This is a genomic window from Nitrososphaera viennensis EN76 (assembly GCF_000698785.1).
GTDB lineage: Archaea > Thermoproteota > Nitrososphaeria > Nitrososphaerales > Nitrososphaeraceae > Nitrososphaera > Nitrososphaera viennensis.
In genome coordinates this window covers 2,025,615-2,050,226 of sequence record NZ_CP007536.1, presented here as the reverse complement: position 1 = coordinate 2,050,226, position 24,612 = coordinate 2,025,615, and the positions used below count along the sequence as shown (strand labels likewise).

General features: G+C 54.3%; 34 protein-coding genes. 20 read left to right on the top strand and 14 right to left on the bottom strand.

Going from position 1 to position 24,612, the window contains the following annotated elements; genetic code table 11:
- Nucleotides 1-117: 117 nt before the first annotated feature.
- Nucleotides 118-1,245 (bottom strand): CFI-box-CTERM domain-containing protein, encoded by a 1,128-nt coding sequence (locus tag NVIE_RS11670; RefSeq protein ID WP_075055408.1) that lies wholly within the window; start codon nt 1,243-1,245, stop codon nt 118-120.
- A gap of 83 nt (nt 1,246-1,328) precedes the next feature.
- Nucleotides 1,329-2,405: an aspartate-semialdehyde dehydrogenase gene (gene asd, locus NVIE_RS11665; protein WP_075055407.1), complete on the bottom strand. Its 1,077-nt coding sequence runs from the start codon at nt 2,403-2,405 to the stop codon at nt 1,329-1,331.
- A gap of 90 nt (nt 2,406-2,495) precedes the next feature.
- On the opposite strand from asd, the gene NVIE_RS11660 reads away from it, so the two are divergent.
- The 5 genes from NVIE_RS11660 to NVIE_RS11640 are packed head-to-tail and all read left to right on the top strand — an operon-like array spanning nt 2,496 to nt 6,763.
- A complete protein-coding gene (locus tag NVIE_RS11660) occupies nt 2,496-3,575 on the top strand; it encodes a pyridoxal phosphate-dependent aminotransferase (protein ID WP_084790803.1) in 1,080 nt (359 codons plus the stop codon).
- Nucleotides 3,568-4,422, top strand: coding sequence for a cobyric acid synthase (locus NVIE_RS11655; protein WP_084790802.1), 855 nt, complete (start codon nt 3,568-3,570; stop codon nt 4,420-4,422). The genes NVIE_RS11660 and NVIE_RS11655 overlap by 8 nt, the downstream gene beginning before the upstream one ends.
- A 1-nt stretch (nt 4,423) precedes the next feature.
- Complete coding sequence (locus NVIE_RS11650; protein ID WP_075055405.1) at nt 4,424-5,395, top strand: cobalamin biosynthesis protein; 972 nt, start codon at nt 4,424-4,426, stop codon at nt 5,393-5,395.
- On the top strand, nt 5,382-6,137 hold the full coding sequence (cobS, locus tag NVIE_RS11645; RefSeq protein WP_075055404.1) for an adenosylcobinamide-GDP ribazoletransferase: 756 nt from the start codon (nt 5,382-5,384) through the stop codon (nt 6,135-6,137). The genes NVIE_RS11650 and cobS overlap by 14 nt, the downstream gene beginning before the upstream one ends.
- Nucleotides 6,138-6,151: 14 nt before the next feature.
- The gene (locus NVIE_RS11640; protein ID WP_227717557.1) at nt 6,152-6,763 is read left to right on the top strand and encodes an NTP transferase domain-containing protein; all 612 of its coding nucleotides are present in this window, start codon (nt 6,152-6,154) and stop codon (nt 6,761-6,763) included.
- Here NVIE_RS11640 and NVIE_RS11635 read toward each other — a convergent pair.
- Entirely contained in the window at nt 6,716-6,916 is a 201-nt protein-coding gene (locus NVIE_RS11635; protein WP_075055402.1) for a 30S ribosomal protein S27e, read from the bottom strand. The genes NVIE_RS11640 and NVIE_RS11635 overlap by 48 nt on opposite strands.
- Nucleotides 6,917-6,923: 7 nt before the next feature.
- Nucleotides 6,924-7,196 (bottom strand): 50S ribosomal protein L44e, encoded by a 273-nt coding sequence (locus tag NVIE_RS11630; protein WP_075055401.1) that lies wholly within the window; start codon nt 7,194-7,196, stop codon nt 6,924-6,926.
- A gap of 300 nt (nt 7,197-7,496) precedes the next feature.
- Here NVIE_RS11630 and NVIE_RS11625 point away from each other — a divergent pair, with 300 nt between their 5' ends.
- The 5 genes from NVIE_RS11625 (at nt 7,497) to NVIE_RS11605 (ending at nt 11,316) form a co-directional block, all read left to right on the top strand.
- Complete coding sequence (locus NVIE_RS11625; RefSeq protein WP_075055400.1) at nt 7,497-7,712, top strand: hypothetical protein; 216 nt, start codon at nt 7,497-7,499, stop codon at nt 7,710-7,712.
- 12 nt (nt 7,713-7,724) lie between these two features.
- Nucleotides 7,725-8,162, top strand: a complete 438-nt coding sequence (locus tag NVIE_RS11620) for a thioesterase family protein (protein WP_084790801.1) — start codon at nt 7,725-7,727, stop codon at nt 8,160-8,162.
- A gap of 53 nt (nt 8,163-8,215) precedes the next feature.
- A complete protein-coding gene (gene thsB, locus NVIE_RS11615) occupies nt 8,216-9,889 on the top strand; it encodes a thermosome subunit beta (protein WP_075055399.1) in 1,674 nt (557 codons plus the stop codon).
- Between the two features lie 112 nt (nt 9,890-10,001).
- The gene (locus tag NVIE_RS11610) at nt 10,002-11,036 is read left to right on the top strand and encodes a carbohydrate kinase family protein (RefSeq protein ID WP_075055398.1); all 1,035 of its coding nucleotides are present in this window, start codon (nt 10,002-10,004) and stop codon (nt 11,034-11,036) included.
- A 37-nt stretch (nt 11,037-11,073) separates the two neighbouring features.
- Nucleotides 11,074-11,316 carry a hypothetical protein gene (locus NVIE_RS11605; protein ID WP_075055397.1) on the top strand — a complete coding sequence of 81 codons (243 nt, stop codon included), beginning with the start codon at nt 11,074-11,076 and terminating at the stop codon, nt 11,314-11,316.
- Here NVIE_RS11605 and NVIE_RS11600 read toward each other — a convergent pair.
- Both NVIE_RS11600 and NVIE_RS11595 read right to left on the bottom strand, forming a co-directional pair.
- On the bottom strand, nt 11,309-11,614 hold the full coding sequence (locus NVIE_RS11600) for a hypothetical protein (RefSeq protein ID WP_075055396.1): 306 nt from the start codon (nt 11,612-11,614) through the stop codon (nt 11,309-11,311). The genes NVIE_RS11605 and NVIE_RS11600 overlap by 8 nt on opposite strands.
- Complete coding sequence (locus NVIE_RS11595; protein WP_075055395.1) at nt 11,611-11,868, bottom strand: hypothetical protein; 258 nt, start codon at nt 11,866-11,868, stop codon at nt 11,611-11,613. Before NVIE_RS11595 ends, NVIE_RS11600 begins: the two co-directional genes overlap by 4 nt.
- 63 nt (nt 11,869-11,931) lie before the next feature.
- On the opposite strand from NVIE_RS11595, the gene NVIE_RS11590 reads away from it, so the two are divergent.
- Nucleotides 11,932-12,783 (top strand): cupredoxin domain-containing protein, encoded by an 852-nt coding sequence (locus NVIE_RS11590; protein WP_084790800.1) that lies wholly within the window; start codon nt 11,932-11,934, stop codon nt 12,781-12,783.
- On the opposite strand, the gene NVIE_RS11585 is transcribed toward NVIE_RS11590, so the two are convergent.
- The 4 genes from NVIE_RS11585 to NVIE_RS11570 form a co-directional block, all read right to left on the bottom strand.
- A complete protein-coding gene (locus NVIE_RS11585) occupies nt 12,780-13,619 on the bottom strand; it encodes a dienelactone hydrolase family protein (RefSeq protein ID WP_075055393.1) in 840 nt (279 codons plus the stop codon). The two genes, NVIE_RS11590 and NVIE_RS11585, sit on opposite strands and share 4 nt — an antisense overlap.
- A gap of 51 nt (nt 13,620-13,670) precedes the next feature.
- On the bottom strand, nt 13,671-14,504 hold the full coding sequence (locus NVIE_RS11580; RefSeq protein ID WP_084790799.1) for an ABC transporter permease: 834 nt from the start codon (nt 14,502-14,504) through the stop codon (nt 13,671-13,673).
- Nucleotides 14,476-15,330, bottom strand: coding sequence for an ABC transporter ATP-binding protein (locus tag NVIE_RS11575; protein WP_084790798.1), 855 nt, complete (start codon nt 15,328-15,330; stop codon nt 14,476-14,478). Before NVIE_RS11575 ends, NVIE_RS11580 begins: the two co-directional genes overlap by 29 nt.
- A 214-nt stretch (nt 15,331-15,544) precedes the next feature.
- Nucleotides 15,545-16,639 (bottom strand): ABC transporter substrate-binding protein, encoded by a 1,095-nt coding sequence (locus NVIE_RS11570; RefSeq protein ID WP_075055392.1) that lies wholly within the window; start codon nt 16,637-16,639, stop codon nt 15,545-15,547.
- A 156-nt stretch (nt 16,640-16,795) separates the two neighbouring features.
- Here NVIE_RS11570 and NVIE_RS11565 point away from each other — a divergent pair, with 156 nt between their 5' ends.
- The 3 genes from NVIE_RS11565 (at nt 16,796) to NVIE_RS14955 (ending at nt 18,323) form a co-directional block, all read left to right on the top strand.
- Complete coding sequence (locus NVIE_RS11565) at nt 16,796-17,782, top strand: phosphosulfolactate synthase (RefSeq protein WP_075055391.1); 987 nt, start codon at nt 16,796-16,798, stop codon at nt 17,780-17,782.
- Between the two features lie 86 nt (nt 17,783-17,868).
- Nucleotides 17,869-18,132, top strand: coding sequence for a hypothetical protein (locus NVIE_RS11560; RefSeq protein ID WP_144239699.1), 264 nt, complete (start codon nt 17,869-17,871; stop codon nt 18,130-18,132).
- Nucleotides 18,129-18,323, top strand: coding sequence for a hypothetical protein (locus tag NVIE_RS14955; protein ID WP_144239698.1), 195 nt, complete (start codon nt 18,129-18,131; stop codon nt 18,321-18,323). Before NVIE_RS11560 ends, NVIE_RS14955 begins: the two co-directional genes overlap by 4 nt.
- Before the next feature lie 354 nt (nt 18,324-18,677).
- Here NVIE_RS14955 and NVIE_RS11555 read toward each other — a convergent pair whose 3' ends face one another.
- Nucleotides 18,678-19,460: a hypothetical protein gene (locus NVIE_RS11555; RefSeq protein ID WP_158435222.1), complete on the bottom strand. Its 783-nt coding sequence runs from the start codon at nt 19,458-19,460 to the stop codon at nt 18,678-18,680.
- Between the two features lie 24 nt (nt 19,461-19,484).
- Here NVIE_RS11555 and NVIE_RS11550 point away from each other — a divergent pair, with 24 nt between their 5' ends.
- The 6 genes from NVIE_RS11550 to NVIE_RS15595 all read left to right on the top strand — a co-directional run bounded on the left by NVIE_RS11550 (nt 19,485) and on the right by NVIE_RS15595 (nt 23,916).
- The gene (locus NVIE_RS11550; protein ID WP_075055388.1) at nt 19,485-19,718 is read left to right on the top strand and encodes a C2H2-type zinc finger protein; all 234 of its coding nucleotides are present in this window, start codon (nt 19,485-19,487) and stop codon (nt 19,716-19,718) included.
- A 409-nt stretch (nt 19,719-20,127) separates the two neighbouring features.
- On the top strand, nt 20,128-20,376 hold the full coding sequence (locus NVIE_RS14950) for a hypothetical protein (protein ID WP_144239697.1): 249 nt from the start codon (nt 20,128-20,130) through the stop codon (nt 20,374-20,376).
- Nucleotides 20,377-20,507: 131 nt separating this feature from the next.
- A complete protein-coding gene (gene ypfJ, locus NVIE_RS11545; RefSeq protein ID WP_075055387.1) occupies nt 20,508-21,356 on the top strand; it encodes a KPN_02809 family neutral zinc metallopeptidase in 849 nt (282 codons plus the stop codon).
- Between the two features lie 207 nt (nt 21,357-21,563).
- Nucleotides 21,564-22,127, top strand: a complete 564-nt coding sequence (locus tag NVIE_RS11540) for a methane monooxygenase/ammonia monooxygenase subunit C (RefSeq protein WP_075055386.1) — start codon at nt 21,564-21,566, stop codon at nt 22,125-22,127.
- Between the two features lie 611 nt (nt 22,128-22,738).
- Nucleotides 22,739-23,776 (top strand): LLM class flavin-dependent oxidoreductase, encoded by a 1,038-nt coding sequence (locus tag NVIE_RS11535; RefSeq protein ID WP_075056175.1) that lies wholly within the window; start codon nt 22,739-22,741, stop codon nt 23,774-23,776.
- The gene (locus NVIE_RS15595) at nt 23,773-23,916 is read left to right on the top strand and encodes a hypothetical protein (protein ID WP_158435221.1); all 144 of its coding nucleotides are present in this window, start codon (nt 23,773-23,775) and stop codon (nt 23,914-23,916) included. Before NVIE_RS11535 ends, NVIE_RS15595 begins: the two co-directional genes overlap by 4 nt.
- Before the next feature lie 85 nt (nt 23,917-24,001).
- On the opposite strand, the gene NVIE_RS16165 is transcribed toward NVIE_RS15595, so the two are convergent.
- From NVIE_RS16165 to NVIE_RS16335, 3 genes are all read right to left on the bottom strand, one after another.
- Nucleotides 24,002-24,124: a hypothetical protein gene (locus NVIE_RS16165; RefSeq protein ID WP_258914121.1), complete on the bottom strand. Its 123-nt coding sequence runs from the start codon at nt 24,122-24,124 to the stop codon at nt 24,002-24,004.
- A gap of 61 nt (nt 24,125-24,185) precedes the next feature.
- Complete coding sequence (locus NVIE_RS11525; RefSeq protein ID WP_075055384.1) at nt 24,186-24,440, bottom strand: hypothetical protein; 255 nt, start codon at nt 24,438-24,440, stop codon at nt 24,186-24,188.
- On the bottom strand, nt 24,424-24,576 hold the full coding sequence (locus NVIE_RS16335; protein ID WP_084790797.1) for a CRISPR-associated endonuclease Cas1: 153 nt from the start codon (nt 24,574-24,576) through the stop codon (nt 24,424-24,426). Before NVIE_RS16335 ends, NVIE_RS11525 begins: the two co-directional genes overlap by 17 nt.
- Between the last annotated feature and the right edge of the window lie 36 nt (nt 24,577-24,612).

Here is a 24,612-nt window from a genome sequence, read left to right as displayed (position 1 = left end):
CGAAAGCCGGGCATATCTTAAGATACTGGGTGTTAATAAACGTATAATATGGCTCCAAACAGTGCTTTAATTCAATATTTTACACAAGCCTTCAAGTAATGAAAAGACGTCAATAAATTACGGGCCTAGCGGTAATTTAAGTGCCCCGTCCCCATTCTTGTCCCTTTTTCGCACAAGCCGGGAGACGCTGCTTGCAACTGCCAGCGTGGACAGCGCTAGCGTCGCGACGACAAGCGCGGACGTGGTAACCGTCATCGCCGCATCATTGTTGAGAAGCGCTGAAGCGAGCACCGACGCGACGAGGATTGCAACGGTAACAGACAATGAAACAGCGAGGGCCGGCCCGCGCCTTTGAAGCCGCCTTGCCGCGGCAAGTGCGACCGGCGAGGCGTACACCGCGCCTATGAGCGAGCTTGCCACAAGGCCGGCCGCTATAGAGCCAAGCTCGCCGGGGACTATCGAGTACGCCTTTTCAGACACCGCAAGGATGCCAAGCAGCGGCTGGATGCCTGCCCTGACTGCCGCCTGGAGCCACGGCTGCTCCCGCTCATAGTCTGCGACGTACGGGCTGAACGAGTAGTAGACAGTGTTAAAGGCGCTCATGAAGCTAGAGCCGGCCGCCGTCGACAGTATGCGCTGGTCGCGGAATTCACGCAGGAACTGCACCTGCGGGGCAAGCTCGCTTCCAAAAGCCGCGGTGGCGATAAGGCAGCCGGACTCGTTTACGTCAAATATCCTGGAGCCCAGGCCGTACGGCGTGCTGACGTACACGAGATATTCCTGCTTGCCGTTCACGTCAGGGGCCTTGAACTCCTGCGAGAATTCGCCGCCGGCAAGCGTCGTGCCGCTTTTTGACATGACATCGTGTCCCTTGGTTCCAATGACTATTCTGTACTGGGCGCCAGGTATTCCCTGGCCCGATTTGTCCTGCACTTTTCCAGAAATCAGAAATGTTTGCCCCTCCCGGACGCCGGCGATGGCGTCTATTGTCACCTTGCCTGTTGTTGCCGTTATCTGCTGGCCAGTGTCAGAGTCATCCAGCTCGCATGTTCCAAGGACATCGTCTGGCTCGTACCCTTCGGGGCATTCGGGGCGGCATTCGCCGTCAAGCTCGTATTCGCCAAAGTCGCATTCATCGACGCAATTTCCGTACTGATCCACAAGGTCGCAGTCCTGCGCTGACGCCGCCCCAGTGCCAGGGAACCCAGTTGCTATAGCAGTAGTCGCAAGGATGGCTGAAAGCAAGAAAGAGGCGCGCGCCGGCACGAACCGGCAACTGGCGCACGCGCTATTAAGCATTAATGATGATAATAATAAAAAAGAAGCCTCTAGAGGATCTGCTTGTCCTTCAGCAGTTCTGCGAGCAGGACGGCGCCCTTGGCAGAGCCCATCTTTTCGTTGTGGGACAGGAGCACATACTTTATCCCGTTGTCAAAGGCAGTGTCCTTGCGGAGCCTGCCGACTGCCGTCGTCATGCCGTCGTTGAGCTCGCGGTCGATCCTTGGCTGCGGTCTGGTAGGGTCATCGTGAACCACGATGTACTCCTTTGGTGCGGACGGGAGCTTGCCTATCGACACGTTCTTTGAGAATTTCAGCATCTCCTTTTTCACGTCCTCCGGCTCTGCCGCCTCGGCCGTCTCGACAAAGACCGTTTCCGTGTGGCCGTCAAGGACAGGGACGCGGGTGCATGTGCAGCTGACGCGGAAATCCGCAGGGGTGATTGCGTTTCTGGCAAACTTGCCGAGGATCTTTTTCGCCTCTCTCTGCACCTTTTCCTCTTCCTTTGGTATGTAGGGGATGACGTTGTCGGTTATGTCAAGCGCGATTACGCCTGGCGACCTGCCTGCGCCGGAAAGCGCCTGCATCGAGGTCATTATCACCTTGTTAATGCCGAACTTGTCAAGAACCGGCTTTAACGTGATTGCAAGGCCGGTGGTGGTGCAGTTTGGCAGGGGAGCAACGAACCCTTTCCAGTCCCTGTTCTTGCCCTGGGCCTTCAAGAGGTCCGTCTGGTCGTCGTTTACGCCCGGGATGAGTATAGGAACGTCTGATTCGTAGCGGAATGCCGCGGCGGTGCTTATGACCGGCGTGGTTTTTGCAAACTTGGGCTCGATTACCATGGCGTCGTCAGACTCTAGTGCGGTGAATATGAGGTCAAAGTTCTCCGGCTTGATGTCGTCGACCTTGCTGACCACCATGTTCTTGACGTACTCGGGCACTTCCTCGCGGTTGTGCCATCTCAGTATCCCCGAGCTGGGGTCGCGGAGGGCGTCGACGTATTTCTTGCCTGCCGACCTTTCAGAAGCTGCCACCTGCGTAAGCTGGAACCACTTGTGCCTGTTGAGGGCCACGATGAATTCCTGGCCCACAGCGCCGGTGGCGCCTATCACTGCTACCTTGAGCATATACGGGCGTTTGAGATGTATCGCAACTAATAATCGTTTTTCCAAACAGAGGCGCACATTCTAAATACAGAGAATAACACAAGGAGCTTGATGACGGCAACGATGGGCGCTTGCTCCCACGGCGGCATCTACTCGGTGGCGGACCACAAAAAGGTCAGGGCAGACTTTAGCTCAAACGTCAACCCGCTTGGCGCGCCAAGGGGCGCAGTAAAGGTCATCGAGAGGCAGGCGGGTCAGCTTGCACCCGTCTATCCTGATCCAGAGTGCCGCGACCTCAAAAAGGGCATATCAAAATACATTGGCGTCGACACAAGACAGATAACAGTAGGCAACGGCGCGGCAGAGATAATCTACTGGTTTGCGCGGGCGTTTGCAAAAAAGCGCGTAGTCATCCCGGCACCCACGTTCTGCGAGTACGAGCTTGCGTCTAAAAAGGCGGGGGCGGACGTGACGTTTGTTCCGCTGTCTGCGGGTTTTGTGCTTGACGCGGAGGCAGTCATAAAAAGCGCCAGGGGCGCGGACGCGGTCTTTATGTGCAACCCGAACAACCCGACCGGCCTGCTTGCAACCGACGCGGTGAGAAAGGTGATTGAAGGCGTTGACCCGTCCACAACAAAGATCCTGCTTGACGAGTGTTTTATCGAGCTTGTCGACAAACCTGAAGCAAACACGCTTGCGTGCATGGTGCGCGACCATGAAAACCTGGTAGTGCTAAGGTCGCTGACAAAGTCGTTTGGGATGGCCGGCCTGCGGCTTGGCTACAGCGTCTCCAGCCCCGCGCTTGCAGAAGCGATGGAGGCAAGGAAAACGCCGTGGAACGTCAACGGGCTTGCCCAGGCTGCGGGAATCGCGGCGCTTGCAGACAGGAGCCACGTCGCAAGGGCAAGGGCGCTCGTAGCAAGGGAGCGCAGGTTCCTGCACGACAGGATCAAAAGGAAGGCAGGGCTCGTGCCGCTAAAGTCCGATGCAAACTATTTCCTCATACAGCTGCCAGAAGGCGACAACTCGGCAGAGTTTCGCGACCGCCTCCTGAAAAAGACGGGGGTGCTTGTGCGCGACTGCAGCACCTTCACCGGGATGGACAGCAGGCACATCCGCGTCGCCGTCAAGACTCACAGGGAAAACATCATGCTTGCAAAAGCGCTGGAGGCAATGACGCCAGGTGGCTAGGCGCGCAAAACTGCTGATGGTGCAAGGAACGTCGTCAGGGGCAGGCAAGAGCACGCTCGTGGCAGGGCTGTGCAGGCTGTACGCCGACAGGGACTACAGGGTGGCGCCGTTCAAGTCGCAGAACATGTCGTCCAGGCTTTACCTGACAAAGGACGGCTTGAAAATGGCGCAGGCGCAGGCCGTGCAGGCAGTCGCCTCAAGAAAGCAGCCCGACCCCCGGATGAACCCGATCCTGCTAAAGCCTCTTGGCGACTACCGGAGCGAGGTCATCATCAACGGCAGGTTCTACTCCGAGATGCACGCGCGAGACTATTACGAAAAATTTGCGCTAAAGCAGGGCCTGCCTCTTGCGCTAAAGGCGCTTGACTGCCTGCGGAGGGAAAACGACCTTGTGGTGATTGAAGGGGCCGGCTCGCCGGCGGAGATAAACATAGCCAAATACGACATTGCAAACATGCTCCTTGCAGAAGAGGTCGGGGCGCCCGTGGTCATCGTGGCAGACATTGAGCGCGGCGGATGCTTTGCCAGCATGGTTGGGACGCTCCAGTTATTGAAGGTAAAGCACAGGGCGCTTGTCAAGGGGTTCCTGGTAAACAAGTTCAGGGGCGACCAGTCGCTTTTAGAGCCGGCGATAAAAGAGGCACAAAGGCTGACCAGAAAGCGCATCCTTGGCGTCATACCAAAGATCGACCTTGACCTGCCCGAGGAAGACTCGCTTGTCGGCGGCAGCGCCACCACAAGGGCAGACCTTCCGCAGGATGCGTGGGACTGGCAGATAGGCCTGCTTGCAAAGGCAATAAAAGACAGCGTGGACGTAAAGAGGCTGGACAGGATAGTGGGCCTGTAGTATGCTGCTTGCTCTCATTGCCGCCCTTGCAGGCGGCCTTGGCCTTGACGTTGTCGCGGGCGATCCGCCAAACCGCTACCATCCGGTGGCATGGCTTGGCCGGCTCATCGGCTATTTCGTCCCGCGGCTCAAGGCTGGATCAAGGGCAAGAGAGCGGGCCGGCGGCAGCGCCTTTGCAATACTGATAGTAGCCCTTGTTGGCGCCGGCGTACACTTCGCCGCCATGGCAAGCCTGTACCTGGCAGGCGCTGTCGCGCTGGCAATATTTTCTGCGATAATCCTAAAGGTCACGGTTGCCGTGCGCGGGATGGACAGGCACGCCCGGGCAATAATGGCCTGCCTTGAAAATGGCGACCTGCCCGGCGCAAGGCAGAACCTCTCTATGATAGTGCGCCGGCCAACGGAGGACCTTGACGAGCAGCACGTGCTTTCCGCAACAATAGAGTGCGTCAGCGAAAGCACGGTTGACGGCATCACGGGGCCGGTATTCTATTATTCATTGCTTGGGCCGGCGGGCGCTTTTGCGTACAGGGCGATAAACACGCTTGACTCGATGGTCGGATACAAGGACGACTATTACAGAGACATTGGCTGGATGTCCGCCCGGCTTGACACCCTTGCCAACTATGTGCCTGCGCGGATCACCGCGTTTTTGATGGTCGTTTCTGCAAGGATGCTTGGCGCCGACTGGAAGAACTCGCTTGGGATCCTGCAGCGCGACCACGGCAAGACGTTCTCGCCAAACGCCGGCTACCCGATGGCCACGATGGCCGGCGCGCTCAGGATACGCCTGGAGAAGATAGGCCACTATTCGCTGGGTGACAGCCAGGAGCAGACCACTCTTCAAAAGTGCAGGATGGCGATCTCGATGATGAAGCTTACAACATTGCTGTTTTTCCTTGCGTTTTCCGTGCCGGCAATGTCAGTTTTATATCTGGCCGGCTGGTGGAGGCTCTTGCTTGGCCTCCCTTAAGCCGATCCAGTCGGTACTGGCATTTCTGACGATAATCCCGGTCGGCAAGGGCGGCGACCATGACATCCACTACATTGCCAGGAACATGTACCTCTTCCCGGTAGCCGGCGCCATTGTCGGCGTCATCGCCGGCAGCATGGCCTTTGGCATCTCGCCGTTTTTTCCCCCGCTCCTTGTCGGCCTGTTAGTCGCGGGGGCGCTCGTGATACTGACCGGCGTGCACCACACAGACGCGCTTGCCGACTTTGCAGACGGCATGATGGCCAAGGGCGACAAGGAGAAGAAACGAAAGGCAATGATGGATCCGGCCGTCGGCTCTGCAGGCGTGGCCGCGCTTGTGATGTACTTTGCCGGCATGATAATCGTGTTCAACACAGGATTCGGCGGCACAAAGATCCTGACAAGCATCATCGCCGCCGAGGTGATTGCAAAATACATCATGGTGCTCCTTACATACAGGGGCACCTCTGCATGGGAGGGGTTCAGCTCGCCCTTTACCGCCGCCATGAAGGACGGCAAAAAGATGGCCGCCGCGACTGCGATCATGCTTCCCATCGTGTGGTTTTCCGCCGGCTATGCAGGAATGGCCGCGCTTGGAGTCTCTGTCTCGCTCGGGGCGCTGATGAGGCACGCCTCAAAGAGAAGCTTTGGAGGCATTTCCGGCGACGTGCTTGGCGCGTCTAACGAAGTTGCCAGGCTTGCCTCGCTCATCGTCCTTTCATCGACGATGGTGATGCCTTGATAACTGCTGCAGTCATGTGCGGAGGAAGGGGCACCCGCATGGAATCAGGTACTGAAAAGCCGATGACAGAACTTGCAGGCAGGCGCTTTATCGAGCGCGTAGTGCTTGCATTAAAGGAATCTGGACGGTTTGAAAAAATAGTTGCGGCAGTTTCGCCAAGCACGCCGGCGACAAAAAGGTTCCTGCAGTCAACAGGCATCGAGACAATTGACACGCCGGGCGCCGGCTACCCGCAGGACCTTTCAATCCTGCTTGAAAAGGTTGCGCCGTCAAGGGTGTTAGTGGTGCCTGCAGACGTGCCGCTTTTGACTGCAGAGACAGTAAGCGAAATAGTTGACAAGCTTGCTGCAGCAGCGGTTAACGCGCCCGCGGCGTCCATTGCAATCGAGAAAAGCTTTGCAGAGGGCCTTGGCGTCACGCCAAGCGTCGCCTTTGGCAACGACCTGTGCCATTCAGGGATCACCCTGTTTGATGCCGCGCGTGCAAAAAAGGGCGCGGTAGAAGAACGTTATGTCATAATGAACAGGGCAGAAGTCGCGCTGAACGTGAATACAAAAAGGGAAAAAGAGGTTGCAGAGTCACTGGTCAAGCGTGCCAATGACCTTGCCGGCGATGCGCGCCTTTGAGCCGGAGCTCGTGGCAAGCGTCTCGCCGCATCCGGAGCACTTGATTTCAGACGTCGTGTGCGAGAATATGACGGCCCTTGCGCCGCACTTTTCGCACTGGACGGAGATAAAGTTGCTCCGCGGTTTTGGAACTAGTATGTTTTCTCTCTTCATGTGACTATCAGATCTCCAGCTTGCGTATCCTGCGTCCTTCCTTCATGGTCTTTCTCTGGCACGTCTTGCACGTATAGCGCAAAGTGATCTTTTTCGTGGTCTTGGCAGTCCTTTTAAGCTCGGGGAATTTCTGGCCGCCGTATCCCTTCTTGTCCTCGGCGTGCCTGCGAGCGCCTTCTGCCACGGTCCTGTCCTTGCCCTTCTTGTATATTGCAACGGCCTGCATGGTGTGGGTCTTGCACCTAGGGCAGAACTTGCGCATCTCCTTCTCCATCTTCATAGCTAGCACATGAATTCACGCTAGGGTAATTTAAGGTATGTCCGGGTGCCTTGAGGAGGGCCGGCTTAGAAAATCTAATATACTTGTATTATTATCCTTCTGGCATGTTTGAAGCTCTGTTCAGACAAGTGATCGACCCAGCTGCATTTCCAGTATGGATTCCGTTGGCTTTTGGCCTGATAGTTGGTCTGGCCTATGCTATTGCCTCCGGTATGAGGCGCAGCAAGTAAAGACAGGGTCGCTTCTCTTTTCTTTCTTTTTCGATTACCTTATAGCGTAGGCTATGCCATATAGCCTCACATGGGCCTTTTACACCGCGAAAAGAACGAGTGCGAAGACTGCCACACGCGCTTTTCAAGCTACGAAGAGCTCGTGCACCACGCGCATGACGCCCACAAGCACCACATCATAAAATGCTCCGACTGCGGCAAGCTTTTCCTCCATGAAAAGGACAGGCTGCACCACGTCAAGGAAGAGAGGGAGCGCAAGGCGGACATCCGCCGGCACAAGTTTTAAGCAGGCTTTTTCGTGGAAAACAGGATTATGAGCATCGATTTTGGGTCCAGGGTCAGGGTGGGCGCAGAAAAAGAGCGCGCCATCACAGTCGACTCTAACATGACCACAAGCTTTCTCTGGGAGGGCGAGAACGTGCTTTCCACCCCGGCCATGATAATGGAGATGGAGGAGACCTGCCGGCTGCTTCTCAAGGAGCAGGCGATCCCCGAGGCGGAATGGGACTCGGTCGGCACCATAGTCGACATCAGGCACCTCGCCGCAACGCCTGTGGGCGCCCAGGTGTTCTTGAAGGCAAAGGTGGCCTCGGTGAACGGCAGGCAGGTCATGTTCGAGGTCGAGGCAAGGGACAAGCTTGAGAGGATAGGAGAGGGCAGGCACGAGCGCTTTATCATCAACGTGCCGAGGTTCCGGGCCAAGTTTGGCGAGAAGCAAAAACAGCTTGGCATGTGAAAAATATATAAGAGATGCATGAAAAGTCGTAATTATTCTTAGGTGATATTGTAATGGCATCAATTCAAACAACGCCTGGCGGTATGCCAGTCTTAATCCTGAAGGAAGGGACTAAGGAAAGCAAGGGACGCGAAGCGCAGAAGAACAACCTGACAGCGGCAAAGCTGATCGCAGAGATAGTGAAGACGAGCCTTGGCCCGCGCGGCATGGACAAGATGCTGGTGGACAACCTTGGCGACGTGACCATAACAAACGACGGCGCCACCATCTTGAAGGAAATAGACGTGCAGCATCCGGCGGCCAAGATGATGGTCGAAGTTGCCAAGTCGGTCGACAACGAGGTCGGCGACGGCACCACGTCTTCGGTGGTGTTTGCCGGCGCACTGCTTGAAAAGGCAGAGGACCTCCTGAACAAGGACGTGCACCCGTCCGTAATCGTAGATGGCTACAACGCGGCAGCAGAACAGGCGCTAAAGCTTTTGGAAAAGATGGCAGTGCAGGTAGACATCTCTGACAAGGACATGCTCCTAAAGATTGCAAGGACCAGCATGGACTCAAAGCTTGTGTCCGACGACAGCCCGCTCCTTGGGGCGATAGTGGCCGACGCGGCAAAGCAGGTCGCAGAGAAGGCAGAAAACGGCAGCCTGAGAGTCGACCTTGACAACATCAAGGTGGAAAAGAAGGCAGGAGGCTCGATGCGCGACACGAAACTCATCAAGGGCATAGTCCTTGACAAGGAAGTCGTGCACGCAGGCATGCCAAAGCGCATAGAGGGAGCCAAGATTGCGCTCGTCAACTCGGCCCTTGAAATCGAAAAGACAGAGATGAGCGCAGAGATACGCATCTCCGACCCGCACCAGATGCAGATGTTCCTCGAAGAGGAGAACAGGATGCTAAAGGCGATGGTTGACAAGGTCAAGAGCTCCGGCGCAAACGTCGTGCTCTGCCAGAAAGGCATTGACGACATCGCCCAGCACTACCTTGCAAAGGCAGGAGTGCTTGCGGTGCGCAGGGTCAAGGAAAGCGACATGACGAAAATGTCCCGCGCGACAGGCGCAAGGATCGTCAACAACCTTGACGACCTGACGTCAAAGGACCTTGGCTCTGCCGAGCTTGTGGAGGAGCGCAAGGTAGAGACGGACAAGTGGGTGTTCATCGAAGGGTGCAAGAACCCCAAGGCAGTCACCATCCTCATCCGCGGAGGCTCGCAGAGGGTCGTGGACGAAGCAGATAGATCATTGCATGACGCTCTCATGGTCATGAAGGACGTCCTTGAAAAGCCGGCCATCGTGGCAGGCGGAGGTGCCCCGGAAGCCTACATCGCAAACGAGCTGCGCCAGTGGTCTTCAAGCCAGGAAGGCCGCGCCCAGCTTGCAGTGCAGAAGTTTGCAGACGCCCTTGACGCGATCCCGCTCAACCTGGCCGAGAACGCCGGCATGGACCCGATAGACACAATGACGGAACTTCGCGCCAAGCAGAGCAAGGGAAGCAAATGGACAGGAGTCGACGCAAGGAACACCGTGGTCGCCGACATGTACAAGCAGAACGTGCTGGAGCCACTGGTAGTAAAGCAGCAGATAATCAAGTCTGCAACAGAGGTCGCGTCGATGATCCTCAGGATCGACGACGTGATTGCCGCAAGCAAGTCCAAGATGCCAGCAATGCCGCCGGGCGGTGGAGGTATGGGTGGCGGCATGGGCGGAATGGGCGGCATGGGAATGGAATAATAAGAAACAAAGCAAGCTCCCGTCTCTTCCTTCTCTCTTTTTCCTTTCTTCTCTTTCTTTTATTCAACAAACAACAAATACCGCAGAGTGTTAACGCTCGCAAGAAGAAAAAGTGATAATAGACAAGCTGAAGCAGCTGCGCATCCTCGGCTCGATAGTGGTGATGCCGGACTTTTTCGTTGACAGGATAATCAGGCTTGACGCGAGGGAAAAGCTGACCGGCGCGCTTGAGGAAAAAGCAAGGAACGGCGGCGGAAGCGTCCGGGGCGTCCCCACGATAGACATCAGGGGCGGAAACGCAGTCAACGTCGCGTACGCGCTTGCCAAGCTTGGCGCCAAGGTGACGCTGTTTACGGTCGCAGACGAGATGGGCGCGGCCATGATAAGGCAGTCGTTTTCGCAGTTTGGCGACAGGGCGGCGCTTCGAATCGCGCAGGGGAGGCACGGATGCACCACCGCGTTTGAGTTCCCGCACGGCGACAGCAGGGTTAACGTGATGGTAAGCGACATCGGGGACAATGCAAGCTTTGGCCCGGACAAGCTCAGCTCAAACGATGACCAGGCGGCGCTAAAGAACGCCGACGCGGTGATGGTGGTCAACTGGGCAAGCAACCAGAAAGGCACAGAGCTGGCAGAGCATGTCTTCAAGAGCTCGCCAAGCGCGCTGCATTTCATCGACCCTGCAGACATTGCCACGAGAAAGCTAGAGTTCCGCGACGCGCTGTTCAAGCTTGGCCCTGTCACCGATTATCTCAGCATCAATGAAAACGAGTGCGACCACCTGGCGTCCGCGCTCGGGCTTGACGCGCCCCTTGGCACGAACTATGGGCCTGACGACGTGAAAAAGGCGGCGGCCAAGATAGCAGAAAGCGTCGGCATCACCACCGACCTGCACACCCGCATAGGCTCGGCGTGGTCAAACGGCAAGGAGGCCGAGTTTGTGCACGCAATAAAGGTGGAGCCAAAGATACTGACCGGCGCCGGCGACGTGTGGGACGCTGCCGACATCCTGGGCTACATCGCAGGGCTTGACTCGCGTGAGCGCCTGCTGTTTGCAAACGCGGCCTCGTCGCTGTACGTGAGGGAGCCGTCAGGCGAGCCTCCGGCCATGAGCAGCGTGTTTGAGCTCATAGAGCGCATCCAGTAGCTAGCTCTAAATCACCTGCCCTGCAAGAGAAAAAACGATGATAGAGTCAGGCGACGCGGCAAGGGTCGTTGACACGCTTGCAAAGAACCTTGCAGGTGTGGCGATGAACAAGTCGAACTTTGAAAAGCTCCCGGACACGTTCTGGGGATATTACGCAAGGGGCCACGACGGCAAGGGCAGGTTTGCAGTCATTGTCACTTATTCTGAAAAAGGCGACGACGTCGACGACCTCGTGAAAATGTACGAGCAGTGGATTGCCAAGAACAAAGAGGCTAAGTGATCTGTTCCAGAATCCACTCGCGGAATTTTGCAACCGCAAACTCTTCTGACTGCTTTACGAACGCGGGGTCCTTCACCCGCCACTGGTCCTGCGGTATCCCGTCAAAGAACTCCTGCATGCACAGTATGAACCGGAAGCGCAGGTTGCGCGGGTTTTCCGCCATCCCGTAGCGGTACAGTATCTCTGCAATCGCGGAGAACGCCATGTCATAGTCGCGCTTGAACGGCTCTATCGCAAACGTCTGCTGCAGGATGTCTGAAATGGCGTCGAGGTCCTGCCTTAGAGTTATTGCTGTCATTTGGCCTTGAGAGCTTCCAGCTTTTTGGAGTAGAGAGCCTGCATGCTTGCCGGGACGTCAAGGTTGTATTTTGCCGCAAGGTAGTGGAGGAGTGCTATCGACTCGGTTATCTCTAGTTTGGCGTGCTCGGCGTTCTGCTTTTCCATAGCAAAAGCGATCTCGCCTATCTCGCGTACCAGGTGTATGAACGCGGCCTGGGCGCTGTCGCCAAACTTTCTGTTGTAATATTCTACTGCTGTTGCTGTTGCGCTCATGCAAGGTTGTGCGCATGGACGGTATTAAAACCCATTTTCGGGACTTGTACCGCATGACATATAATGAATTATGGCAACAGTAATTGCGGCGTGAAAAAGGAGCTCCTGATAATGGCCAGCGTCGTGGCGGTTTTTGTAACCGGTGGCGTAATACTCATGTCATCCGGCCTCTTGCCGGAAGAAAAGGCCAAGGATTTCAACGCGCTTTCCAACATAACGCTCAAGACCGAAAACATAGTCATCAAGGAGCCTACCACAGGCGACAACACGTACATCTATGCCATAAACGACGTGGCCAAGCAGGCGTGGGAGATAGCCGAGAAGGATTCCAGGGTCCAGGACATACTTGCGCAGACAAGGGGCAGCGCAGTCACGATTGCAGCAGTGCAGCCTACAGCGTTTGTCGACCCTGGCGGCAAGGTGACGCACAGCGGCGCAGGGCAGGTGATGATCACCGCAAACTGGCAGCTTGTCGGCGGCAGGCCCTATACAGACGCCGAAAGTTTTACCGCGATTGCAGGCAAGCAGGGCGAGTCGCGCCAGCAGATATGGAACGTGTTTGTCGACATGGACAGGCAAAAGGTAAACAGCATAGCAAACGAAAACGAGCGGGTGATGTCGAACACCCTGCGCAAGGACATCGTGTACGGCGGTATGAACATGTACATGCCCGACGCTGCGATAACGCAGGCCGGCTCGACGGTAAAGTGGATAAACGAGTCGAACATCCCCCACAACGTGGTGGGCACGTACAAGACAGAGTCAGGGCAGACCATCAATAACATAGACAGCGGGTTTTTCAGCCGCAACGAGTCGTTCCAGTACAAGTTTGCCGAAAAGGGCGTGTTTGAGTACCACTGCACCATCCACTCAGAGGAGGGGATGAAGGGCACGATAATAGTAGTAGTGCCCTAGGCTGCTGTTACTTCTTCGCCCTTCAGGTGCTTGTCAAAGAACGCAAGCGTCTTTTGCCACGCGTCCTTTGTCTCCTCCGGCGCATAGTTGGCCCCTGACGGGTTTGCAAACGCGTGCCCCACGCCCTCGTATATGTAGACCTCGTTTTCTATGCCGTTCTTGTCAAGCGCCTGCTTGAACGCGTTTACCTGCTCCACAGGTATCGACTGGTCCGCGCTTCCAAAGACGCCGAGCACCGGCCACTTTATCACGGACAGCGCCTCTGGATCGGTGACGAGCCTGCCGTAGTATATTCCGGTCGCGTCCATCTTTTCGTTCAGCGCAAGCTGGAGCGACCAGTCGCCGCCAAAGCACCACCCAAGCGATCCCACCTTGTTGCCTCCGACAGAGTCGCTGTTGCGCAGGTAGCTGACCGCGGCCTGCACGTTCTTTACCGCCTCGCCAGGGTTGTTCCGAACGCCTGCGGCAAGCGGCTGCGCCTGCGAGCTCTCCGTTGCCACCTGCCCCTTGTACAGGTCTGCCGCAAGCACGACGTACCCTTCCGACGCCATCTGCCGGGCCATGTCCTTGATGTTGTCGTTCAGCCCCCACCACTCGTGGATCATGACGATGCCGGGGTACCTGCCATCGCCTGCCGGCTTGGCAAGAAATCCCGACGTGTTGTTGTAATATTCGACCGTAGAAGTCTCGACTTTTGATACATCTGTACCGGTTCCAAGCATGCTGACGTTGCTTTGCGCGCTGTCGCTCTGTTGCGTGCCAATCCATACCGCGACGGCGACTGCGGCCGCTATGGCCGCTATGCCGCCTATCTTGGCAGCGGACTTGGAATTCATGGATGAGATAACGCGGCCAGAATAATTAAGGAGATCGCGGCGCTATTATTATCACTGGCTGTGCTGGTCCAGGCCCCACCTTGCCCGGACCTTCTCTTCCAGCTTCATGAACACCAGCCGGTCAAAGAGCAGGCCGATGGCAAAGATCGCGATCATGACGGCGATTATCTGCCCCATGTCCTGGAACTCCCTGCCTATGTGGAGCACATGGCCAAGCCCGTACAGGGTAGTTATCAGTATCTCGGCGCCTATCAGGGCGTGCCACGCAAACGACCATGCCTGCCTGAGCCCGATCATCAATGAAGGAGTGGCGGCCGGTATCATGACATACCTGAACAGCGAAAAGCCGCTTGCGCCCATGTTTTTTGCGGCCCTGATGTAGAGGGGAGGGATGTTGCGGATCGAGCTGTAGGTGGATATCATCACCGAAAACACCGAGGCCATGACAAGCACAAAGAGTATGCCAAAGTCGTTAAAGCCGATGAGCAGTATCGAAAACGGCACCCAGGCAATGCTTGGAAAGGTGAGCAGGCCCACTGCAAACGAGCTGAGGGTCTTGCCAAAGCTTGGGAACTTGACCATCGCAAGCCCCACCGCCCCGCCGATGCCCACAGATATCGCAAACCCTGCAAACAGCCTCCACATCGTGACTCCCATTCCCACCGTCAGGGAAGAGTCTGCCACCAGGCCGGCTATAGTCTGCGCCACCATTGCCGGCGAGGGCATCAGGACCTTGGGCCATATCCCTAGCGAAAAGACAAGCTGCCAGACGCCGATGAACGCGGCAATGAACAGAAAGGCGTTTGCCGCGTCCGTGGTGTCGAACCGGCTTTTTGTCTTCTTGATAATGCTGTTGCTAGCCTTGCCGACTGTGGCTTCTTGCAATTTGAAAGTCCTCCTCCAGCTCCCGCAAAAGCTCCCTGCGGATCGCGCTTATTTCGTGGCTCTCGATGTCCCGGGGCCTCGGGCGGTCGACTACGATCTCTTTCTTGATGTTTCCCGTCCTTGGCGAGAGCACGATTATCCTGTCGCCCAGCAGCACCGCTTCATTGATGTTGTGCGTGACGAACAGTACGGTCTTGCCGGTCGACTGGTGGATCTGCAACAGCTGCTCGTGCAGTATGTCCCGGGTCTGCACGTCGAGCGCGGCAAAGGGCTCGTCCATGAGCAGGACCTGCGGGTCAAGCGCAAGGGCGCGCGCTATTGCCACGCGCTGCTTCATGCCGCCGGACAGCTGGTAGACGTACGAGCCCGCAAACTTTGTCAGCTGCACCATCTCGATAAAGCGGCTTGCCGCCGCCTTTCTTGACTCCTTTGGGACGCCGGCCACCTTCAGCCCGAACTCGACGTTGTCAGAAACGGTGAGCCACGGGAACAGCGCGCCTTCCTGGAATATCACGACCCTCTGCGCCTTTCTTCCTCCGCCGCTGCTGCTTTCTCCCCTGACTGAAACCAGGCCCGAGTCGGGCGCGTCAAGGCCGGCCACGATGCTCAAAAGCGTGCTCTTGCCGCATCCAGACGGCCCCACTATCGTGACAAATTCCCCTTGTTTCACGTCAAGGTTGATCCTGTCAAGCACCCTGTGCCGGTCCGCCCTGCCTTCATGCGAGAATGCCTTGGAGACGTCCCTCAGTTCCAGGACAACATTGTTGTGGCGATGATGATGGTCTTCTTCTTTCTGCTCCTGCGGTGGTTGTTCGTTCAGAGACATATATGGAACAGAGACATGGATGCATCGGATATAACCCACTTCAAAGGTGCAACTGTGGCATCATTTATGCAGTTTTGGCATGATCATTGCATACATTTCAAGGGCAGTCTGGCGTCAGATGCTGGAATTTCATGGTGGGAATAAATAAGAAAAAGGGAGGAAAAAAGAAGAGGAGGGAGAGGGAGGGGGAGAGAGAGTGGCCGTAGAGAATCAGTCAGCTTATCTGCTGCAGCCCCTTCTCCCCGAGCACCTCGTTCAGCAGCGTCAGGTCGTATATTCCGGAAAGGTCCGGGTTTTCCTTCAAAAAGCCGATGTCGTGCGCGTCGCTTGCAGACTGGAAGAGCGAGTCCTTCACAGGGTCGTACGTGAGCGTCAGCCTTGAGGTGCCGGCCTTGTACTCGTCTTCAGGTATGGTCTTGCCGGTCAGCTTTTTCAGCTCCGCGTTGTACACCTTGAGCGCCTCATCAGGGTGATCGTTAATCCACTTTGTCTCGTCCACGTTGGCCGCAATCACCTTCTTGACGACATCAGGGTTGTTCTTCAGATAGTCGGTGCTGACGATGATGTGCGCCGTGACGAACTGGCCGCCGGGCCACCGGTCCCGCTCGTCAAGGAATATGCGTCCGCCGCCCTCCTTGACAAGCTTGGCTCCCCAGGGCTCAGGCACCCATGCGCCGTCAATCTCTTTTTTCAAAAAGAGCGCGAGGATGTCTGCGTTTGCAGCAGGAATGACCTCGACGTTTCCGCCGTTTTCCTTCGTCTTGTAGCCGTTTTCAAGCAGGTACTTGCGCAGCGCCACGTCCTGCGTGTTGCCAAGCTGCGGCGACGCAAACTTTTTGCCTGCAAAATCCGCCGGCGAGTTTATGCCAGAGTCGTTCCGCACCACAAACACCGCGCCCCCGCTAGCGGCCCCGGACACGATCCGCAGCCCCTGCCCGTCAGACTTGACGTACCCGTTTATCGCCGGGTTTGGCCCGATGTAGGTTATGTCGACCTGCTTTGCAAAGAGGGCCTCTATGGCAGACGGCCCGGCGTTGAACACCTGCGTCTTGACCTCGACGTTGCTCCCAAGCGCCTTTTGAAAGTCGCCATTTCCAAGCCCTATCACCGCCTGCGCGTGGTTGATGTTTGGAAAGTACCCGATCCTGAGCACCTTTGATTCCTGCTGCTGTTGTTGCTGAGAAGCTGCCGCCTGACCTTGAGCTGAATCAGACTTGGCCGCTTGCGATCCCAGAACAAGGGGTACGGAAGTGGCAATGACTGCGACTATTATGGCCGCAGCTATTCCGAACTTGATCTTGTTGTTCATGCCTTTTCCCTGTCCCGGACGGGTTAATACTGCTGGCAACGATGCAAAAAATGCAAGAAAGGCGCAGGTTCACGGTAGAATCCGGGGAAAAAGTGCAGGATCCGCACAGTTCACAAGTTCAAAATAGGCGCACATCTTGCATATACATTATCGGAATTGCTAGAGAGCTATGTAAAGAACAGGGTCGACGTCAAAAAGCCCCGCAAGGAGGGCAGGACGTACGTGATAGACAAGCTGCAAGGGCTCGACAAGGAGAACTTTGAGGCGCTTGCGCCGTTTATCGACGCAGTCAAGATCTATGGCGTCCTGCCGCTCCTGCTTTCCGAGCCCGTGCTGCAAAAAAAGATAAAATTCTACCAGGACCTCGGCGTCAAGGTGTCTACCGGGAGCACCATCTCCGAGTACATGGTGTCTGAAAACGCGTTTGACAAGTTTGTGGGCGACGCGGCAAGGGTCGGATTTGACATCATCGAGATAGGCGAAAACGGCATCGACTTGACGTTTGAGCAAAAGAAAAAGCTGACCGACACGATCCTGGCAAGGAACCTTGATTTCCAGTGGAAGGTGGGCAAGAAGGACCCCCGGCACCAGCTCTCCATCGACGCGACCATAGCCAAGGTGGAGGATGCAGTCAAGCTGGGCTCTGACAAGGTGGTGCTTGAGGCAAACGAGGGCGTCAGCGTCGGCATATACGACGAAAAGGGCGCGGTGAGATGGAATTCCGTCGGGGCGCTCACGGCCAAGTACCCGCCGACCACGTTCATCTTCGAGGCTCCCCTTGAGCACCAGCAGTCGGCGCTCCTGGCAGAGTTTGGCCAGCGCGTCAACCTTGCCGAGATCCACATCGACGCGGTGTCGTCGATAGAGTCGCAGAGGAGGGGCTTTCCATCCAAGGCGTCGTTTGGCGTGTCGTACCTGCGCAAGGACCCGGAGGGAGGGCCGGCGGCCAAATTCGTCTATTTCATAATAAAGTCAAAGCACCCGATAGACCAGGTGGAGCTGATGGAGATGAGCCGCCTGCCAAGGAGGACTGTCCAGAGCGCGGTCGAGGACCTCAAGAGCCAGGGCTTGATAATAGAGCGCAGCAGCCTTGACGACGCAAGGAAAAAGATGTACGCGCCGGTGCAGTCGGTGTGGCTATAGCGGAGGCATTGCGCCATAATTGCGCATTTCATGCCTGACTGGCACATTCAGGGGTGAATAAATCCCTTGAATGCAAAAAAAATGCCATGCTTGATCTATTGGCAAAACCGGAAAGGAGTGCAACAAGGCAAGCGCGATTTCTGATCTGCAACGAATGCTTTTGGTGCGCGTCCTGCCTCGATCCCGGCTTTGCGGCAGGCAGCTGCCCGTCGTGCAACGCAGCAGCGGTGGAAGGCATGCCAATATCGCCCAACGAGAGATACACGTTTGACTACAGTGCCAACAGTGGAGTGGTGCTGGAATTCACGCCTGAAGGCAGGGCGAAAAGCCGCGCCGGCCACGCAGCATGACAACAGCAATGATAACGACTACAAGCTACAACAAGGCCAGCTGCAGGGCGTGCGGCCATGCTTTTTCGGTGACTCGGACCTGCAGGTTTTGTCAGGAGCCTTTCAGATGGCACTGCAGGAATTGCGGCAGCGTTGACGACTCGACCCACGTCCACCCTCCTTCTGCAGACAGCAGCAGCGTTGTTGTCTGACAAACACTGCCGCCGGTTTTGGGCGAAGCGGCGTGATCCGCGGTTTGTGCGCAGATAATTCGCAGTTCTTGGCAAGGATGCGTGTTTGAATTGCGTTATATCGTTTTCAAGCTCAAATGCAGGTGCATATACCAACCAGACACTGCCCGCCAAGCTCCATGCCAGCCCTGCAAGCTTGGCGGGTTTTTTCTCTTTTTGACAATAGAGGTTTTATAATTAAATGATGCAGGATTGGATTTACGCTTGTTTTTACAAGCAGTTCAAATTCAGCCGGCACCATTATGGAAATGAGGTACAGATAGCGGAAAGATTTTGACGTTTTATGTTGATTGACGGGGAGGAGTTTGACGCTCCTTACACATAAGCACAGCCAGATTCTGGCAGGTTCTCATAATCATCTAGGACACCTTGGATCGTATTTACAACTTGCATAAACCTGTCCAGCTCTGCATTATCATGATTTAATGCATAATTTTCATCAAAGCCTATCCTCTTTGTCTTCCCGTCCGCCGCCACCTCTAGCACTATTCTATTGGAAGGTTCTCGTATGACGCACTTGCCGCCAAAGTCAGGACACTCTTTTGTAAAGTCCTCCGTGAGGCCAAAAAAGTCATTCTCTTGAATGGACAGCCATATGCGTTCCAGTTCTTGCTGAGACAATACGAGTGTGGCGTGGCGCACGTTTATCGGGCTGTTGCATGTTGTAGCAGAGAACCGTGCCTGTCCATTGTTGTTTTCCACTTCAAGTGTATAATCGAGCCCTACTCCATGTTGGTAGATTATTCGGAATTCTGCTGGAAGGGATTGCTGGCTGGTGCGAGGCATCCAGTTGACATCATCGCGGTTCATATCGACGACCTGATTGCTTATAGTGGCAGAAAGAAGTACTATGAGGATGGCTCCGGCTGCGAGTCCTGTCCCAACGGACAAAAGAAGGCTCACGATGCCAATTTCTCTACCTGCCTCTTCTTTTGAGCTTTTACCCAAACGGCCGAAATAGTCGGACGCTGTCGCGGCTATTATGTAGTAATTCTTAGTTTTACGTGGATTGCCGAATAATATTTTTTTTCTTTTGGCGATCCTTCTGATGAGGGTGTCGCGATTGATGTTAGAATTTGGGTGGCATTTATCTTCCACCGCGTACAATGGTCGCGTGTCTAGATGGACAAGGTTTACAGGTGCAACATATGCCAAGCAAAATTACCGACAGAAGAACGGCTGAAGAAGCACAAAAGAGTGCACGACAACAACAAAGATCAAAAGTTCCGGGATATGGCTTATGTCGATCCTAACAATGCAGGTTGTGCAAGCTTCATAAATCCTGATGGCGCATTAGGGGTTATTGTAGGAGGGGCTTTTGCAAAGCGCCGGCGAAAGAAGAAGAAAGGAGATTGACTAGAGCCTTATTTTCTAATGGCTGTCGGAATATAGTCAGCAGCGTCATAACAGTGTGACGGAGTGCTTGTGACGGCATAACCAAAGGCACAAAAGCAAGAGAAAACGTTGCTAACCTGTGCCAAATAGACTGCCTATTGCTGCTGGCGTAGCTGGTCTTGCAAGCATTTCATTCATGATTATTCTATTTTTTTACTCTACCATCTTCTAACACAGTTCAGGGCTCCTGGCCCCATCGTCCGACAGGAGAAACCATGACAAACCCGGCACTGGAGCAGACTCTGCAATTGCTGCCAGGCCATTCTACCACGGAAGAGGAGTTTAGGGAAATGACCGACCGTGGAGTGTTGCACACAACCTTGCGATCGCAAAGGAGGCTTATGACAAATATGCAGGGAATGGCTTCAGCGTGTTAGATAGAAATGCAGAGACACTTGACAAGCTCAAGCATCTGGATGCTGAAGCAGTAGTTCAGCATGTCATAACAAAGAGCCCATACTTTGGCGAGGATTCTCGCGGAGCGAAAATAACAGTGGTTATTGATTCAGACTATGTGCCGATTGCGACTTATGTAAAGTGTTTGGGCCCAGATACTGAAGATGGGGATGATGATGATCACCATGGTGGAGAACTACCGGAAAAGCTGCAATGTGTTTGAGTATGACTTTGCAAAGTTGTTTGCCGCTTGAAACACACAAGTTGCGTTTTGAAGCTAGAATTTCCTACAGATAACAAGTTACTGGCTAGCTTAGATACTCGAAAAGCCTAGTCAAAGAGAACAACAGGCAAATGCGATGGAGAAAGGGCAGAAGGAGCTCAAATATCGAAGACAGGAGAGGGATGGGGCTTCCCATGAAGGCCATCGGGGGAGGAATAGGCGGCCTCATAGTACTCGTAATGGCACTTCTGCTGGGCGCCGACCCCGGCGCGGTCTTTAACAACATGCCTGCTACTACTACCACAGGCGTCAATCCCGCCCCTCTTTCTGAGGAAGACAAGGAGCTTGGCGATTTCGTGTCTGTCGTGCTTGCAGATACGGAAGACACGTGGAACGAGATATTTGCCGCTTACAACCGCGATTACCGGGAGCCCACGCTTGTTTTGTTCTCCGGGGCGGTCGAATCCTCGTGCGGGTTCGCCCAATCCGCAATCGGGCCTTTTTACTGCCCAATTGACGAGAAGGTGTACATAGACCTGAGCTTTTACAGGGACCTCAAGGAGAGGTTCAACGCCCCAGGCGACTTTGCCGAGGCATACGTCATCGCTCACGAGGTGGGGCACCACGTGCAGAACCAGCTCGGCATCATGGAGCAGGTCCAGGGCGCGCAGCAGAGGCTGGGCGGAGTCGACGCGAACAGGCTCTCCGTCATGCTGGAGCTGCAGGCAGATTGCTTTGCGGGCGTCTGGGCGCACAACGCCGACAGGGCAAACATCCTTGAGCAGGGCGACATAGAGGAAGGCCTGAATGCTGCAAGCAGCATCGGAGATGACCGGCTCCAGATGGAGTCGCAGGGCACGGTAACGCCCGACTCTTTTACGCACGGAAGCTCGGCCCAGAGGGTAAGCTGGTTCCAGAAGGGACTGGAATCTGGCGACGTCAATTCCTGCAATACCTTCGATGATGCCGCAAACCTGTAGAAATTTCAGGGAGAGAGGAATCGAAAAGTAGCCTACAGGGTCGCCGATGAAGCGGCGTGATCTGTGGTTTCTGTGCAGCCAATTTGTCTCGAAATTAAAGCGGGTGTGCAGCGGATTGTCATATGCATAACCTTGTTAATTTACATGGTTAATCAGAGTTTATTATTTCTGACCAAGAATAATGACTATGAGAGATGATGGAAGCCGATGGCTCAGATTCCTTCCCTGATACCAAAAGAGCTTGAAATCCAGAGATTGAAGCGGATCTACATAATGATCATCGTCATGATCTCTGTGATGGCCTCCGCCGAACTAGGCTATTTTGTGGACACCTCTCTGAACCAGACGATTATTCGCGACTCTGCATTCACTCCTGCAAACTGGTGGCTGTATAGCACCTTGATAGCATTGCCCTTGGGATGGGGCATAATAGCGATATATGACAGGCGGGTTCCCATCATGAGGGGACCGGGAAACGCGCTGAACACAGGTCTCAAGATGGCAATTATCGGGTACACGGCGTCGATGTTTGCAATTGGAGTGAACGAACTGTGGCACTTTTGGTTCGTAGAAGAGATATTCGCAGTCCCTCCGCACTGGATCTTCAACATGGGAATATTCCTGGCACTCATAGGGTCGCTGGCATACCTTGTGAGGGTCTATGCGAGGCTTGTTGAACTGGGCTCAGAGATGCCTGCAAGGAACCCGCATGTGGCGGAGATGTACAAACTGGCACTCGAAGGCAAGCTGTACAGCCGGTCAATCCCCTAGGAGACTCTATTGTGTCTCCGCATTTTCTTTTTCATTGATGATGGTTCTGTCTGATCTACTTCGATTGATTACGCTCGGCGATCGTGACCAACCGCAGACATTGCAAATAATGGTGTAGGGATTGGATTTGCACTTGTTTTTACTAGAACTCATCTCATAAATGGCTCGTTACCAAAAACTGAGTAGTAGATGCAGCCAGAATCTAATAGGCAAAGCGGTCAACTATTCGACTATTGCCTTATTTGACTATTTATGAGATGGCTTCTAGTAAAGGAATTCAAATTTGATTGGACCCATCTTAATGAGGAGGTATAGGTAAGACTCCACATTCTGCTGAATTTACGTTGATAGACGGGAGTGTTTTTGCTATTCCGTACAAGAAGCTAGCACGGCGTTGTTGCATCTGGTAGTAGCTCCGGACTTACCATGTTTGGTAATACATACTTACTTAGTAAGATATTGCTACTCCTCTTAAATATCAATGCCTCTACTATGATAATATGCCTGGAAAAAATTCGTTTGGCTATAGAAATCGCAATCTTGCCAGTACAGAGCGTTCAGTGCAAGCAAGTTGGAAGGCGGAGGCAAGAGAATAAGAAATGGTTTCAAAGATTGAAGTTGGAATTGACAGCTTTGCATCATTTGATGAGGCGAGCCAAGCGGTGGTTAGCCCATCAGAGCGTTTGCAGAACTTGGTAAAACTAATTGAACATGCCGATCAGGTTGGGTTGGACGTATTTGGTATTGGTGAACACCACCGCAGGGAATTCCTCGATTCGGCTCCTGCTGTCATCCTAGCAGCGGCGGCCGTAAGAACAAACAGTATAAGGCTCACCAGTGCCGTAACGGTACTGAGTGCAGCCGACCCTGTACGAGTGTTTCAAGAATTTGCAACCCTTGATCTTTTGTCGCGGGGTAGGGCAGAGATGGTTGTGGGTCGTGGCTCGTCTATCGAGGCATTTCCCTTGTTTGGCTTCCGACTGGAAGATTACGACTCGCTTTTTGAAGAAAAGCTTGACCTGTTGTTAAAGATACGTGACAACGAGCATGTCCGCTGGTCTGGAGAATACCGGCCTCCCCTGACTGGACAGGGAGTCTATCCAAGGCCCTTGCAGAATCCATTGCCGATATGGGTAGGCGTTGGTGGAACGCCGGAATCATTCGTCCGTGCCGGAGTGCTTGGACTTCCATTGGCCGTTGCAGTCATAGGCGGCGAAACTCACCAATTCCGGCCACTCATTGACCTTTACAGGGAAGCTGGCAGGAGAGCCGGACATCCACCTGATCAATTAAAGGTAGGCTTGCATTCACTGGGCTATGTCGCGGAAACGACGCAAGAGGCAGTCGATGACTTTTATCCAGGTTATGTGCGGACTATGAACAAATTTGGCAAGGAGCGTGGTTGGCGTCCAGTCACGCGCGCTAGCTTTGATGCCCAGCTAGGGCCAAAGGGTGCACTGATAATCGGTGATCCGGATGAGGTGGTCAAGAAGATAATCCAGCACAGCAAGGCACTTGGCGGCATATCCCGCGTTACTTTTCAGATGGATCCAGGGTCATTATCTCACGAAAAGTTGATGCGAGCTATCGAATTGTTAGGCACGCATGTCGCGCCTGCGCTGCGCGAAATTGAGGTTGGCACAAAATGACAGAACAAAACGAGATCAAAATAAGCTCGATCAGTATTGACGAACCAACGATTAGAAAGGTCATGGGTTATTACAGGATCGAGAACCATGATGAGTTCGCGAGGTACATCAAAAGTCTGGGGATTGAGCACAACGATTAGCTGTGGCAGCCAACCTGAAATTATTTTGTAAAATGGGGTATTACCGCTAGCACAGCAACCTCAAGACGATAGAATGCCATAACCTTCATTCCATCCTGGCGACGACTTTATTGTAGATTTTGATTTTCCTACCAGCTCCAAGATTTTTCTTTTGGTACCAGAGCGTTAACTTGTTGATCCTGCGCCTTTTCCTTTCTTGCGGCGACATTGAAAGGATGCGCTGCTGTAAAGTAACAGTATCAGGTCTAGTAATGCCCAATGGCGGGATATCAAAAGACAGCATCGCTGCTCGCTCTGTTGAGTAAATATTTTGCGAGTACCTGTACATTGCCGTACAGGATCGTTTGATAACTGGCAATTCTTCCTTTGAAGGTCGCCTTTACATTCACGTTCAACTTTGGCTTTTCAATCAAAGCATTTGCAGTAGACGGCTCTTTGAGCAGGATATGATAGTTCTCGGTTACATAAAGTCCGATTTCTTTAGCGTCTTTTCTTCGAGTAATTGTATTATTGACAGGCCGCAAGCCACCTAAATAATTCTTGCAAGTCGCATACTAGTGGCTCCTTGCTCTCTGCCAAGTCATGCAAAAAGCCAATTGCTGGATCAAGGCCAACACCATTTTTTTCCAGTGTGCCAAGGCTGCTCGGCAATCCCGCCATAAAAGAACTTACATCTACAACTACGCTTGTATTTGT